At 66.9% G+C, this 13,034-nt stretch carries 14 protein-coding genes; 6 read left to right on the forward strand and 8 right to left on the reverse strand.

The window, feature by feature from the left end:
* Positions 1 to 273: 273 nt before the first annotated feature.
* Both KQ307_RS07465 and KQ307_RS07470 read left to right on the forward strand, forming a co-directional pair.
* Positions 274 to 453 carry a hypothetical protein gene (locus KQ307_RS07465; protein WP_259727530.1) on the forward strand — a complete coding sequence of 60 codons (180 nt, stop codon included), beginning with the start codon at positions 274 to 276 and terminating at the stop codon, positions 451 to 453.
* Positions 454 to 725: 272 nt separating this feature from the next.
* A complete protein-coding gene (locus KQ307_RS07470) occupies positions 726 to 1,718 on the forward strand; it encodes an aromatic ring-hydroxylating dioxygenase subunit alpha (RefSeq protein ID WP_259727531.1) in 993 nt (330 codons plus the stop codon).
* Here the strand turns inward: KQ307_RS07470 and KQ307_RS07475 are convergent.
* Genes KQ307_RS07475 through KQ307_RS07485 form a run of 3 tightly spaced genes read right to left on the reverse strand, consistent with a single transcriptional unit; the run spans position 1,706 to position 5,315 of the window.
* A complete protein-coding gene (locus KQ307_RS07475; RefSeq protein ID WP_259727532.1) occupies positions 1,706 to 2,851 on the reverse strand; it encodes a Rieske 2Fe-2S domain-containing protein in 1,146 nt (381 codons plus the stop codon). The two genes, KQ307_RS07470 and KQ307_RS07475, sit on opposite strands and share 13 nt — an antisense overlap.
* A 45-nt stretch (positions 2,852 to 2,896) precedes the next feature.
* Positions 2,897 to 4,072: an MFS transporter gene (locus KQ307_RS07480; RefSeq protein ID WP_259727533.1), complete on the reverse strand. Its 1,176-nt coding sequence runs from the start codon at positions 4,070 to 4,072 to the stop codon at positions 2,897 to 2,899.
* A gap of 4 nt (positions 4,073 to 4,076) precedes the next feature.
* The gene (locus KQ307_RS07485; protein ID WP_259727534.1) at positions 4,077 to 5,315 is read right to left on the reverse strand and encodes a cytochrome P450; all 1,239 of its coding nucleotides are present in this window, start codon (positions 5,313 to 5,315) and stop codon (positions 4,077 to 4,079) included.
* Between the two features lie 143 nt (positions 5,316 to 5,458).
* On the opposite strand from KQ307_RS07485, the gene KQ307_RS07490 reads away from it, so the two are divergent.
* Positions 5,459 to 6,958 carry a glycosyl hydrolase family 57 gene (locus KQ307_RS07490; RefSeq protein WP_259727535.1) on the forward strand — a complete coding sequence of 500 codons (1,500 nt, stop codon included), beginning with the start codon at positions 5,459 to 5,461 and terminating at the stop codon, positions 6,956 to 6,958.
* A gap of 37 nt (positions 6,959 to 6,995) precedes the next feature.
* On the opposite strand, the gene KQ307_RS07495 is transcribed toward KQ307_RS07490, so the two are convergent.
* From KQ307_RS07495 to KQ307_RS07515, 5 genes are all read right to left on the reverse strand, one after another.
* Complete coding sequence (locus tag KQ307_RS07495; RefSeq protein WP_259727536.1) at positions 6,996 to 7,877, reverse strand: bile acid:sodium symporter family protein; 882 nt, start codon at positions 7,875 to 7,877, stop codon at positions 6,996 to 6,998.
* Positions 7,878 to 7,963: 86 nt separating this feature from the next.
* The gene (locus KQ307_RS07500) at positions 7,964 to 8,113 is read right to left on the reverse strand and encodes a hypothetical protein (protein ID WP_259727537.1); all 150 of its coding nucleotides are present in this window, start codon (positions 8,111 to 8,113) and stop codon (positions 7,964 to 7,966) included.
* Between the two features lie 42 nt (positions 8,114 to 8,155).
* The gene (locus tag KQ307_RS07505; protein WP_259727538.1) at positions 8,156 to 9,082 is read right to left on the reverse strand and encodes an NAD-dependent epimerase/dehydratase family protein; all 927 of its coding nucleotides are present in this window, start codon (positions 9,080 to 9,082) and stop codon (positions 8,156 to 8,158) included.
* 53 nt (positions 9,083 to 9,135) lie between these two features.
* Positions 9,136 to 9,327, reverse strand: a complete 192-nt coding sequence (locus KQ307_RS07510; protein ID WP_259727539.1) for a Thivi_2564 family membrane protein — start codon at positions 9,325 to 9,327, stop codon at positions 9,136 to 9,138.
* 217 nt (positions 9,328 to 9,544) lie between these two features.
* On the reverse strand, positions 9,545 to 9,763 hold the full coding sequence (locus KQ307_RS07515) for a CsbD family protein (protein ID WP_259701633.1): 219 nt from the start codon (positions 9,761 to 9,763) through the stop codon (positions 9,545 to 9,547).
* A 192-nt stretch (positions 9,764 to 9,955) separates the two neighbouring features.
* Here KQ307_RS07515 and hisA point away from each other — a divergent pair, with 192 nt between their 5' ends.
* The 3 genes from hisA to KQ307_RS07530 all read left to right on the forward strand — a co-directional run bounded on the left by hisA (position 9,956) and on the right by KQ307_RS07530 (position 13,014).
* Complete coding sequence (hisA, locus tag KQ307_RS07520) at positions 9,956 to 10,717, forward strand: 1-(5-phosphoribosyl)-5-[(5-phosphoribosylamino)methylideneamino]imidazole-4-carboxamide isomerase (protein WP_259727642.1); 762 nt, start codon at positions 9,956 to 9,958, stop codon at positions 10,715 to 10,717.
* A gap of 156 nt (positions 10,718 to 10,873) precedes the next feature.
* Complete coding sequence (locus tag KQ307_RS07525; RefSeq protein WP_259727643.1) at positions 10,874 to 11,236, forward strand: Fur family transcriptional regulator; 363 nt, start codon at positions 10,874 to 10,876, stop codon at positions 11,234 to 11,236.
* Positions 11,237 to 11,337: 101 nt separating this feature from the next.
* On the forward strand, positions 11,338 to 13,014 hold the full coding sequence (locus KQ307_RS07530; RefSeq protein ID WP_311133738.1) for a DUF3685 domain-containing protein: 1,677 nt from the start codon (positions 11,338 to 11,340) through the stop codon (positions 13,012 to 13,014).
* The last annotated feature ends 20 nt before the right edge of the window (positions 13,015 to 13,034 follow it).

The raw sequence follows: 13,034 nt of genomic DNA on the forward strand, positions 1-13,034 counted from the left end.
GGGCAGCCCTCCAGGGATGCTCGCGCCTGATCACCTTGGAGTGATCAATGGATCTTCGCGGCTGCCCTTCAGTGGGTCCCTGGCCACGCTCTCATTGCTCAGGAGAGCGGCATCGCTGGGTGCAAAGCATCTGTCAATAGGTTCAGCCAAATCCTGGCGAGTGAGCTTCTCGGCACTGGAGTTCGTGCTCAAGCACTCTGTCCAGGTGTTGTGAACACTGAATGTCATGAACACGATGGCGTCGATCCGCATTCCTTTCCAAGCGGGATCGTCATGACGCCTGAGGAGGTGCTGGAGGCCTCGCTGAAGGGGCTCACTCCCGGCGAAGTCACCTGCATACCAGTACTGGACAATCCGAATCTCCTGGCACAAGTTGATGAGAGCCAGCGCCAACTCCTTGAGCAGAGCTGGAGCGGCAGCCTGGCGGAGCTCCATCAGGTGGAGCCGCCGTAAAGGCTATCCAATGAACCTTGAGAGTCTGCGGATCAACCTTGTGTTGAGCTGGGTTGTCTCGTGGGGGAAAAGCGCCACGTGGCAGGGAAATCCACTGGCAGAATTGCTCCTTCTCGGTAGAGCGCAACCCCTGGCTGCTCCGGTCTCTGCCAATCTGCAGCCGTCTCAGGAAGCGCTCAGCACCGGGCGGGGCCGATCCCCTCGGCATCGGCTCTCTGAGCGGCTCCGCGCACCAAGGTGGTGAGACACAACAGTCAGTGAGTTGGTTGGCCATGCCGCTTGACGTTTCCCGGTTGCGCCCCTGCTGGTGTCCGGTGCTGCCGCTCGATCAGCTGGGCGAGGCGCCGGTGGCGGTGGAGCTGCTGGGGGAAGCCCTGATGATCTGGCGCGGGGCCGATGGGGCGCCCCACGCCGCTCCCGACCGCTGCCCGCACCGCTCGGCGCGGCTCTCGGGCGGCAGCCTCAGCTCGGACGGCAACCTGCAGGGCCCGTACCACGGCTGGGGGTTCGCCGCTGACGGCGCCTGCCGGGCGATCCCCCAGCAGCCGGAGCGGCCGATCCCGGAGGCCTGCCGGCTGCGCACCTTCCTGGCCCAGGCCCGTTATGGCCGGGTGTGGGTGTGCCTGGCGGACCAGCCCCAGCTGCCGCTGCCCAGCTTCCCGGAGGAGCACGACCCGGCCCAGCGGCGCATCGACGGCTTCTGGGAGCGCTGGAACTGCTCCCCGTTCCGGGTGATCGAGAACGGCCTCGACAACTTCCACCACTTCTTCGTGCACCGCGGCCTGCTGGAGGCCACCACGGCCAGGCCCGATCCGATCGAGGGGCCGATCGAAGACACCGCCGATGGCTTCCGTTTCCGTATCCCCCTGCAGGTGCACAACAACACCGTGCTGCAGGACACCCTGGCCAGCGACGCCGGCACGCTGACGGTGAAGCGGCAGGAGAGCTGGATCGCGCCGCTCGGCCTCAGCCTGAAGCTGGAGTGGCCGAACGGCCTGCGCCAACGCATCGGGCTCCACGCCGTGCCCACAGGCGGGGAGGCCACCCAGATCAGCCGCTTCTACTTTCGCAACGACACGGAAGAGCAGGTGCCGGCCGCCGCCATGGTGCGCTTCGAGCGGGGCCTGATCGATCAGGACCGGGCGATCCTCACCGCCATGACCGCCGCCCTTGAGCCCTGGCCCAGCGGCGAGCATTTGATCGAGGCGGATCAGCCGATCGCCCTGATGCGCCAGCGGCTGCGGGAGCTGCTTCAGCCGCGCTGAACCAGCAGGTCGCGGGGGTGGGGCTTGGCCCCGAAGGCGATCGGCGTGCCGGTGATCGCCTCCAGGTAGCGGAAGAAGCGGTACACCGGCGCATCGTTGATGCTGGCATTGCCCACCGGAATGCGGCCGCCGCCCAGCAGGGCCGCTTGGCTTTCGATGAAGGGGCGGTCCTCCTCGTTGTTGTGGTTGGAGAGATCGCGCAACGCCTTGAGCGCAGGACCGTTCTCCAGCAGGGAGCGCCAGCGACCGGCGGCGTACAGGGTGCCGCGCAGGGTGGTGCTGCCCTGATCGTCGGGCACGAACAGCACCGCCAGATGCAGGCCCTCATCGAGCTTGTTGAGCCAGAGGTTGGGGGCGCCGCCCACCTTCCAGTAGGCCTGCAGGTTGTTGCGGTACTGCTCATAGGTGACCAGCACCGAGCGCTCGTCGTCGTCGCAGACCATGTGCATGCCGCTGAGGGTTTCCTGGCCCAGCCAGCGCCGCAGCTGATGCACGGTGCGGGCGATGGCGTGCACGTGGAAGCCGTGGGTGTGGTCGATGCCGCTGGTGAGCACCAGGCCCCAGGGGCCCACCGGGTAGCGGTAGTGGAACAGCGGCAGGGCATCGGTGGCCGGATCGAGCAGCTCGCGCTCGAACTCGGCCGGCAGCCGCGCCGCCTGCAGCGCCGCCTCCACCTCCGCCGCCTGCCAGGCGGCGGGATCAGCTGCGGCGAACAGGCGGCGTCCCGCCGGCAGCCAGAGGAAACCAGCCCATTCCCGCAGCGGCAGCGTGACGAGATGCTCGGCGCTACCGGTTTCGCCATGCAGGGTGTGCACGCAGCGGCCGTCCTGATCGAACTCCTGGTAGTGGTAGGGGCAACGCACCACTGAACCCTGCACCCGTGGCGGCGTGCCGGCGCAGGAGAAGGACACCAGCCGGTGGGGGCAGGCATCGATGTGGGCCGATGCGCGCCCATCTGCGCCCCGCACCAGCAGCAGGGGCAAGCCGAACACCCGCAGGCTCAGCGCCGATTCCGGCGCCAGTTCCCCGCTGGCCAGGATCGGCCAGGCCACCAGCCGCTCCGACAGCCAGGGCCGCTCGAGATCGAGAGCTGGGGCTGGTGGCGTGGGCACCGGATCGGGCAAGGCGGCCAACATTTGCTGAACAGAGTGTCGCAGCTTCTGCGGTTCCCCTGGTGGTCAGCGTGCGGGTCGGCCGGAGGTCGGGATCAGCAGGGCGAGCAGCACCAGGCTGGCGGCGAAGAGTGCATTGCCATGCCAGTGCCAGCTCGCCCAGTAGTGCGCCAGCAGCCCCGAGCAGAGCGCGGCGCCCAGGTAGGCGGTGAAGAACAGCCAGGTTCCCAGGCGCGTGCGGGCCTCCGCATCGAGGGAGAACACGGTGGTCTGATGGGCCACGAAGGCGCCCTGCACGCCAAGATCGAGGCAGGCCATGCCCAGCACCAGGGCGAGCAGGGAGCTGGATCCGATGGCCAGCAGCAACAGACCGACCAAGCCCAGCAGGCAGCCCGCCCGCACGATCCGGTCGGGGCCATGGCGGTCGACCAGGCGACCGATCGGCCTGGCGGCGGTGATGCTCACCAGGCCCACCAGGCCGAAGGCGCCGATCGCCGCCGGTGCGAACCCCCAGGGCGGCGCCGCCAGCTGCAGGGCCAGGGCGCTCCAGGTGGCCATGAAGGCCCCGAACAGCAGGGCCTGGCGCAGACACGCTTGCCGCAGGGCCGGGTAGCGGAACCAGAGCTGGAGCAGGGAACGCTGCAGGGCCAGGTAGCCCAGGGGGCGGGGCGGGCGCTGGTGGGGCAGACGGCTGCGGAACAGGATCGCCACCGCCAGCATCAGCACGGCCGACACCGCGTAGATGGTTCGCCAGCCGGCCAGCTCGGCCAGCACGCCGCTGAAGCTGCGCGCCAGCAGCAACCCGCTGAACTGGCCGCTCAACAGGGTGCCGAGCACCTGGCCGCGTCGCGATTCAGGCGTCAGCTCAGCCACGAACGGCGGCAGAAGGTAGGGCACCAGGGCGCAGAGGCCGAGCGCGAAGAAGGCGGGCAGCAGCAGGCTGAACCCCGGGGCCAGCACGATCGCCAGGCAGGCCAGCGCCATGCCGGCGGCCGCACCCACCAGCAGGCGGCGCCGATCCAGCCGGTCGCCCAGGGGCAGCAGCAGCAGCAGGCTCGCGGCCAGCCCCCACTGGGTGGCCGCCGGCACCAGCACGGCGGTGCCGGCGGCCAGGCCGAGCTCGGCGGCGATCGGCGGCAGCAGCGACTGGCTGTAAAAGGGGTTCGCGACGCTCACGCCCACGGCCAGGGCCAGCAGCGCCAGCGGCGGCAGGGGCCCGGGATTGGATCCGCTTTGCTTCAACCGCTCACTCCACCTCGAGGATCAGCCGATCAAAGCCACGGAAGCGATCACCCACAAAGCGATGGCAGGCCTGCTCCTGACAATGGATGGCGCTGAAGCGTTCCCGCAAGGCCTCGAGCAAGGCCCGGCCCTGCAGACGGGCCAGCTGCCGCCCGAGGCATTGATGCAGCCCTGGCGCGAAGCTCAGATGGGGATTGGGATCGCGCTCGATCCGGAACTGGTGTGGATCGTCGAACACGCGCGGATCACGGTTGGCCGCTCCCACCAGGGCGGTGAGCGAATCACCGGTGGCGATGGTGTGGCCGGCCAGTTCGATCGGCTCGGTGGCGGCACTGGCGTTGAGGGCCTGGGCCGGTGGATCCCAGCGCAGCACCTCCTCCAGCGCCGGCCCCACCAGGGAGCCGTCGCCCCGCAGCCGCTCGAAAGCCTCAGGGTGGCGCGCCATCGCGACGGCCAGGGTGCCCACGAGCAGGCGCAGCGTGAACACACTGGCGCTGTAGAAGTTGCTGGAGATGAACAGCAGCAACTGCTCATCACTGATGTGGCTGCCATCGCGGGGATCGACCATCAGGCGGCTGAGCAGATCGTCCTGGGGGTTGGCGCGGCGCTGATGGATCAAGGGCAGGAAGAACTGCCTGTAGAGGGCGATGGCATCGTCGCCGCTGGCGGTCGTCTGCTCGGTCTGCGTCAGACCGCGGGAGCGCACAAAGGAGGGAACATGGCGAAGCACCTCCTGTTGCAGATCGGCGGGAACACCCAGCAGCTCGCTGGTGACGGCCACCGGCAGCGGATCCGCCAGCAGCGGCACCAGATCGAAGGGTTCGCCCACGGTGATCGACTCAAGCCGCTCGGCAATGAAGCTCCGCGTGAACGTTTCAAGGCTCGGGATGTTGATGGCGCGAAAGGCGTCGTTCACATGGTGACGAACCAGCGCATGGGGGTCGCCATCCATGTAGGGGATGTCGAGCTTCTGGTCGTGGAAGATGTGGCCGCTGCCGAAGCGCTCGATCAGCTTGTCGAGATGGAGCTGGCGGCTGCAGCGCGCATCGTGCATGTGCGCCACCGCCTCTGGGTGGCCGAGGATGATCCACATCTGCGGCCCCTCGCACCAATGCAACGGGCTTTCGGCGCCCAGGGCGCCATAGATCGGGTAGGGGTCGGGATGGCCCGGCAGGCAGGGATCGAGCTGAAAGGCGGCGCGGTCGGCGGAGGCCAGGATCATCAGGACGGTGGCAGAGGGCACCATGGCCACCAATCTTGGCGGTGAGCGTTCGGCTGAGCGGTGAGCGTTCGGCCCGGACACCCTGCTCAGCTGTGTTCAGAAGGGTATCGAGTGCCAGGACGATGCCCCAGGCCCAGACTGACCCTGCACGACCTGCCCACCTGATGCCCAACTCCGCACTTCCGCCGATCGCGGGTGATGAAGCCGGGATCCTCGCCTTGATGCAGCAGGCCGGCCCCGTTTTTCTGCCGCGCACCACTCTCAACCTGGCGCAGATCCGCTCAGGCTTCGCCTGCGCCCTGCACATGCACCAGCCCACGATTCCCGCCGGGGCGAATGGCGAGCTGATTTCGCATCTGCAGTACATGTTCGAGCACCCCGGCGAGGGTGACAACCACAACGCCGAACCCTTCGCCCACTGCTACAAGCGTCTTGCTGAGATCATCCCCCAGCTGATTTCAGAGGGCTGCAACCCACGGATCATGCTGGATTATTCCGGCAACCTGCTCTGGGGATTCGAGCAGATGGGTCGCCACGACATACTCGATGCCCTGAAACGTCTCGCCTGCGATCCCAGCCTGCAACCCCATGTGGAATGGCTCGGCACCTTCTGGAGCCATGCCGTGGCACCCTCCACGCCGATTCCCGATCTCAGGTTGCAGATCCTGGCCTGGCAACACCATTTCGCGGCCCTCTTCGGGCCTGAGGCACTGCAACGGGTGAAGGGTTTCTCGCCGCCTGAAATGCACCTGCCCAACCACCCCGACACCCTCCATGCCCTGCTGAAGGCTCTGAGGGAGTGCGGCTACCAGTGGCTGCTGGTGCAGGAGCACAGCGTCGAGAACCTCGATGGCTCCAGCCTCAGCCAGGCGCAGAAATACGGCCCCAATCAACTCGTGGCGCGCAACTCCAGCGGTGAGTCGGTGAGTATCACGGCGTTGATCAAAACCCAGGGCTCCGATACCAAGCTGGTGGGCCAGATGCAGCCCTGCTACGACGCCCTCGGGCTGGGACGCCAGGCGCTGGGAGGCACCACGATCCCCTCGCTCGTGTCGCAGATTGCCGACGGCGAAAATGGCGGGGTGATGATGAATGAATTCCCCTCCGCCTTCATCCGGGCCCATCAGAAAATCGCCGCCCAGGCGAGCGCTTCGGGTGACGACCCAACCACTGATTCAGGCGGCGATTCAGCCACCGTGGCGATCAATGGCACCGAGTATCTGGAGTTGCTGGAAGCCGCCGGGGTCCAAGCAGCCGATTACCCAGCCATTCAGGCGGTTCAGCAACACAAGCTCTGGGAGGCCGTTAGCCGCCAGACCAACGGCAACCCGCCCACCCCGGCGGCCACCGAAGCGGCCATCGCCGCACTCCAGGCCGGTGATCCCCACTTCTCGATGGCGGGTGCCTCCTGGACCAACGACCTCAGCTGGGTGGAGGGCTACGGCAACGTGCTGGAGCCGATGAACCGGCTCAGTGCCCGCTTCCACCAGGTGTTTGATCCCCTGGTGGCGCAGGATCCCGCCATCACCAGAACCCCCCACTACCAGGAAGCCCTGCTCAACCTGCTGCTGCTGGAAACCAGCTGCTTCCGCTACTGGGGCCAGGGCGCCTGGACCGGCTACGCCAGCGAGATTCACAGGCGTGGTGAGGCCGCGATCGGTTAGTCAGCCCAGACCATGATTCGCTCAAAAGGTCCGGCGTTCAACGGCCCGACCCCTGGGCGGCGGCGAGCTTGCGGCGGACGAAGGCGACCATGGCGAATCCGGTGATGTTCATCCAGAGGCTGTAGATCGCAGCCGGCACAGCCATGTCGATGTTGTTCAGCAGGCCGGCCGTGATCGCGATCGCCAGCGTGCCGTTCTGGATGCCCACCTCGATGGCGATGCTGAGCCGCTGGGCGAGGGGCAGACCCAGCCGCCGGGCCGAGAGGAAGCCGGCCGCCGTTCCCAGCAGGTTCAGCACGACCACTGCCGCGCCCACCTGGGCGATGAAGCCGGGCAGCCTGCCGGCTTCCTTGATCACCAGCAGCAGGATGATCAACGCCAGCAGACCTGCGGCCAGCCGCCCCATCTGCTTCTCCAGCCGCAGCGCTGTGGCGGTGAACCGCTGCCGGATCCCCATGCCGATGACCGTCGGCACCAGGGTGATCAGCACGATTCGCAGCATCGTCGGCAGCACAGGCAGGCTGATCTCTGCGCCGGATCCCATCAGCAACTGCAGGGCCAGATTGGCGAGCACGGGGATCGTGAACACCGTCACCACGCTGCTGATCGCCGTGAGCGTCACCGAGAGGGCCACATCCCCCTTCGCCAGGTAGGTGATCAGGTTGGAGGAGGGGCCGCCGGGGCAGATCGCCACGATCACCAGACCGACCGCCAGCGCCGGCTCCATCGGCCAGAGCCAGGCCAGCAGGCCGCCGATCAGCGGCAGCACCACGATCTGACAGAAACTGCCCAGCGCCACGGCCCGCGGATAGCGGCTGATGCGCCGGAAATCCTCCGGCACCAGGCTCAGCCCCATCCCCAGCATCACGATGGCCAGGGCGACGGGCAGCAGCACCGTCGTCAGCAAGCTGTTCTGCATCGGTGCCCAGGAACGCTGCGGACAAGATCGTATGGATCCTCTCTGCCGGCTGGGCAGGTTCCGCTCCAGGCTTCAGACCCCTGCCGCTACGGCAGGGTGAACCCGCTGGTGTTGAGGTGTTTGAGATCGAGCAGCACCACCGTGAGCCAACCCAGCAGAGCCAGGCCTCCGATTGAAGCGAGCACCACGAGCAAGGCGGCCATCACCGACTTGATGGATCCGCTGGAGTTGGGCATCGGAACGCATCGATGGTGGATCCAGTCTCCTATGCCCCCTGATCATTCCGCTCCGCCCAGCAGGGCCTGATCACCGCTGAAATCCGGGTTGCCGGTCGGTCGCAGCGCGTAGTCGTTGGCGTAACTGTCGGCCAGGGCGGCATCGAGATCGAAGACGGGCTTCCAGGCCAGCTCCCGCTCCAGCCGGTGCACATCGGTGAGGAAGTGGGCCAGCCGCAGCGGAAAGGCCTTGCGGGCCTTGGGATCCAGCCCGGCCGGATCAAAACTGCGGATCTCCACAGTGGCCGGATCCTTGCCGCAGGCGCGCGCCGCCGCCGCCACCAGGCCGCGAAAGCTGATTCCCTTTCGATCGGTGCAGTTGTAGATCCGGTTGGTGGCCGCTTCCACCTCCAGGCAACGGGCCATGGCGATCGCCAGGTCCCCCACGTGGCCGAGCTGGGTGATCGTGCTGCCATCGCCCGGCAAGGGCACCGGGCGGCCGTGCACGATCCGATCGAAGAACCAGCTCTCCACCGGGTTGTAGTTGCCTGGTCCGATGATGTAGGTGGGCCGGAAGCTGGTGAAGGGGATGCCCTGGCGCCGCAGCCAGCTCTCGGTTTCGAGCTTGCCGGCATGGCGGCAGGCTGGATCGGTGGGGGCGTTCTCATCGAGGGGCCACTGCTCGCTGTCGGCGTAGACCCCGGCTGAGCTCACGTAGACGAAGCGATGCTTCGGTTCACCGGTGCGCTCCAGCACCGACTGGCTGTCGGCGAGGGTCCGGCCGCTGCTGTCGATGATCACGTCGAAACGGCGGCCCTGCAGCTGGGAAAGGGCTTCCTCGCTGCTCCGGTCCCCCACCAGGTGTTCCACCCCGGCCGGCAGGGGATTCTGGCCGCGGGTGAACAGGCTGAGCTCGTGGCCGAAGGCCTGCAGTTGCGCCACCAACGGCTTGCCGATGAAGCGGGTGCCACCCATGACCAGGATTTTCAAGACGGGCTCGATCGAACTGGACGCCATTCAAGCGACCGATGCCCGCCGGACCTCTATCTCCCGACGCGGATGCCGCGGATTGAATCCATCAGCCCAAGCAGATTCAGGAGCCAGGCAATCACCGCGACCACAACAACCATGTTGAGGATCTGCCGGATCTTGCCGTCCATTGGCACGAAGTTATTGATCAGCCAGAGCAGAATGCCAACAACGATGAGTGTTGTGACCAGGGAAAGAAGACTCATGGGAATTCTTTGGTAGTGGGGTTGAATGGATGCAACAGAATGTCATTTTTTCTGGTTGCTTTATCGGACTTTTGTTACCAGCTTTCCGGTTGTCATGATTCGCCGCCGCTTCGGAGGCAACCCCCCGGAATGGGAGGTCACCGGCACCGGAAAGTTCGCAGGTGAGCCTCAGAAACTCCGGTTCCGAAGCTGTTCACTCACCTGCTGAACCAGAAGATCAATCCGTGTTCTCGGCAGACTTCTTGATGGTCTCGTCCAGTTTTCTGGCAGCTGATCCGGCTTTTGCCTTCAGGTCTTCGGCGGCATTCATCGCCGCTCCCTGGGCCTGTTTGGCCTTGCCTTGGAGCTGATGCCCAGCATCTCCCGTGAGTTCACCGAAGGCGGATTCAAGGCGGCCTTCCGCTTCTTTCGCCTTGGCATCAAAACGATTGGACATGACATGACCGGCGAATGGGATGGAGCGATCTTGTCTTCCTGCCCTGGGGCAGAAAAATGATCTTCCAGGCACTCTCTAGCCAGATCATGGCGATGCGGCCATTGTTCGCTCCCACCGAAGCCAGGCAGAATCCCCACCCCATCAGCCCGGCCAGCGAGGATGGAGCCCAACCACGGCTCCAGCGGCTTCGCCATGCAGATCATTCCCGCCATCGACCTGCTCGACGGCCACTGCGTGCGTCTCCACCAGGGCGACTACGACCAGGTGACCCGCTTCAACGACGACCCGGTGGCCCAGGCCCTCGACTGGCAGCGGCAGGGGGCCGAGCGGCTCCATCTCGTCGACCTTGATGGCGCCCGCAGCGGCAAGCCGATCAACGATGTGGCGGTGAAGGCGATCACCGCCGCTCTGTCGATTCCGGTGCAGCTGGGCGGTGGCGTGCGCACGGCTGAGCGGGCCTGTGAGCTGCTGGCCTGCGGCCTCGATCGGGTGATCCTCGGCACCGTGGCGATCGAGCAGCCGGAGCTGGTTCGAGAACTGGCTCGTCGCTTCCCCGGCCGCATCCTGGTGGGCATCGATGCCAGAAACGGCAAGGTGGCCACCCGCGGCTGGCTCACCGAGAGCACCGTGGAGGCCACGGACCTGGCAGCCAGCTTCGAGGCCAGTGGCGTGGCAGCGATCATCAGTACCGACATCGCCACCGACGGAACCCTGGCCGGTCCCAACCTGGAGGCGCTGCGGCAGCTGGCGGCAGCCAGCTCGATTCCGCTGATCGCCTCCGGTGGGGTGGGTTCGCTCACCGATCTGCTCGCCCTGCTCGCCCTTGAGCCGCTGGGCGTCGAAGCGGTGATCGTCGGCAGGGCGCTCTATGACGGCAGCGTCGACCTGCGGGAAGCCCTGCAGGCGGTGGGCCCCCAGCGGCTCCAGGATCCACTCCGGCTCAGTGTCGGCTGAGCCGGAACAGGGCCATTCCAGCGGCAGGTGGCCTGATCACTGACCCTGCCGATAGCATGACAATCATTCTTGACCCTGAACGTGGTCGTTTCGCCACCACCCGACACCTTCCAGGTGAATGTCACGGAAGCGTTCAGACGTTGCCGTGATCTCGGGATGCGGCTGAGCCGCCAGCGGAAAATGGTGCTGGAGTTGCTCTGGGCCGAGCGCAACCACCTCAGCGCCCGAGACATTTTTGAGCGGCTCAACAGCCAGGGCCGCAACATCGGTCACACTTCCGTCTACCAGAACCTCGAAGCGCTCCAGTCGGCTGGGGTGATCGAATGCCTGGAGAAGGCCAACGGACGCCTGTATGGGTACCGCAGTGATCCGCACAGCCACCTCACCTGCCTGGAGTCCGGCGACATCCACGATCTCGATGTCGTCCTTCCCAGCGAGCTGATCCAGCAGATCGAAGCACTCACCGGCTTCGCCATCGAGTCGTACACCCTGCAGCTCAGCGGTCGGCGGCGGCCATGAACCTTCCGCAGCACGGCCGGATCCAGGCCTGAGCTGGTCAATTGGTCCAGGCTCGTTACCTTGGCAACATCGGCCAGCCCAGGAACCCCAGCAAAGCCGCCGTGTCCCCCAGTTCCCGATCCAGCCAGGCTCCCCAGCTCCTGCTGTTTGCCGAGCCACTCCTGATGGAGGGTCTGATCCGGCTGCTGGACACCGAGCCACCCGGCTACCGCCTGGCCAGCTCTGTCGATGCCCTGAGCGGCGCCCCCCAGCTGGTGATCTGGGCGCTCTCCGCCCCCCTGGAGCCCGCCATCCTGTTGCGGGAACTTGAGCAGCTCGAGCAGCGCTGGCATCCTGCCCCCCTGCTGTTGTTGTTGCCTGCCACGCCGGGCTGTCGCCGCGACTGGCTGCTGCAGCTGCCGGTGGCAGGCCTGTTGCAGCAGCCCGATCCCGAGCCGCTCCGCGCTGCCGTGGCCACCCTGCTTGCCGGGGGACGGGTGGTGCAGTTGCGTGGCGAAGACGAGCCGGAGGAGAGCGGCGCATCAGCCCTGTCTCAGCCCGGGCTGGCCCAGGGGCTGCTCAGGAATGGCCTCCAGCAGATCGATGCCGAGCTGAGGCTCTGTGATCACTGGCTCGGCCGGCCTTCGCTCCATCCGATCGAGGCTCTCCTGCTGGAGGGCCGGATCCGGGAGCTGGAGGCCGCCCGCGCCCTGTTGCTCTGGCTCTGGGGTCCCCTCAGCCTGGCCTGGGGCGAGCCGGAAAGCGCGGCGCCCGGCGGCTCCACGTCCAGCAGTGGGGAACGGCTGCCTCGTCCACCGGTGAGCGGCAGCACGGCGATCACCCTGCGGCACCGCACCGCCGATGGGATCTGGCAGGTGATCCGCGAGCGGCTGGCCACAGCCAGCGGCAGCGCCATGGCCCCCCAGGCGGAGGGTGCCCTGTTCGCCCTCAAGGGGCTCAGCCCGGAGCGTCGTCGCGATCTTCTTCTGGCCCTGCTTGGCCAGCTCGACCAGTTGCTCACACGGCTGCGGGAGGAGCGCCTGCGTGGTGAAGACCTCCAGGGTCGCTGGGAGCAGCTGCAGCCCGACCTGCGGCGCCACGCCCTCCGCCAGATGGCCGGACCCTACGTTCAGCTGCCCCAGCAGGGGCTGATGCTGCCGGTGGCAGACACCCTCAGCGGCAGCAGCGATCTGGGCCTCGCTGATCCCGAGCTGCCCCCCTGCCTGCCGATGCTCACGGCCCTGCTCACGGCCCAGCCGCTGCTGGTCGATGGTCGGTTGCTGGCGCCGGATGAGCCCCAGGCCTTGCTGCACCTCGAGGCCCTGGTGAGCAACTGGTTGGTCCGCACCGCCGAACTGATCAGCGCCGAGGTGCTCGCCTGTTGTGGCGACTGGCCCGAACTGCGCCGCTATCTGCTGGTTCAGGAGTTGCTGGCCACCCGCAGCCTGGAGCGGCTGCGCAACCAGCTCAATGCCCAGCAGCGCTGGAGTGTCTGGTTCGAGCGGCCGATCCAGCTCTACGAGAGCCGTCGGCTGCTCTATCGCCTCGAAGCGGGGGGGATCCAGCCGCTGCTGCTCACCGAACCCCGGGATCAGGAGCTGCGCCAACTGGGCTGGCTGCAGCAGGTCGTCACCTTGTCACTGGAAACCCGCGATGCCCTCGCCCCCCAGCTTCAGGCCCTGCTGCGTCGGCTCGGCGACCTGTTGGTGGTGGTGCTCACCCAGGTGGTCGGCCGGGCGATCGGGTTGGTGGGCCGCGGCATTCTTCAGGGGATGGGCCGCGGGGTCAGCCGCAGCTGAAGGCCCTGCCTGCAGCTGGA

The sequence above is a fragment of the Synechococcus sp. CS-1326 genome (assembly GCF_025128115.1).
Taxonomy (GTDB): domain Bacteria; phylum Cyanobacteriota; class Cyanobacteriia; order PCC-6307; family Cyanobiaceae; genus Regnicoccus.

What these genes read in the sequence shown, in the direction of transcription:
- KQ307_RS07515 (WP_259701633.1), bottom strand. Translation starts at nt 9,763, where the DNA reads ATGTCCAATCGTTTTGATGCCAAGGCGAAAGAAGCGGAAGGCCGCCTT.
- KQ307_RS07465 (WP_259727530.1), top strand. Translation starts at nt 274, where the DNA reads ATGACGCCTGAGGAGGTGCTGGAGGCCTCGCTGAAGGGGCTCACTCCC.
- KQ307_RS07525 (WP_259727643.1), top strand. Translation starts at nt 10,874, where the DNA reads ATGCGGCTGAGCCGCCAGCGGAAAATGGTGCTGGAGTTGCTCTGGGCC.
- KQ307_RS07470 (WP_259727531.1), top strand. Translation starts at nt 726, where the DNA reads ATGCCGCTTGACGTTTCCCGGTTGCGCCCCTGCTGGTGTCCGGTGCTG.
- KQ307_RS07495 (WP_259727536.1), bottom strand. Translation starts at nt 7,877, where the DNA reads ATGCAGAACAGCTTGCTGACGACGGTGCTGCTGCCCGTCGCCCTGGCC.
- KQ307_RS07490 (WP_259727535.1), top strand. Translation starts at nt 5,459, where the DNA reads ATGCCCAACTCCGCACTTCCGCCGATCGCGGGTGATGAAGCCGGGATC.
- hisA (WP_259727642.1), top strand. Translation starts at nt 9,956, where the DNA reads ATGCAGATCATTCCCGCCATCGACCTGCTCGACGGCCACTGCGTGCGT.
- KQ307_RS07510 (WP_259727539.1), bottom strand. Translation starts at nt 9,327, where the DNA reads ATGAGTCTTCTTTCCCTGGTCACAACACTCATCGTTGTTGGCATTCTG.
- KQ307_RS07500 (WP_259727537.1), bottom strand. Translation starts at nt 8,113, where the DNA reads ATGCCCAACTCCAGCGGATCCATCAAGTCGGTGATGGCCGCCTTGCTC.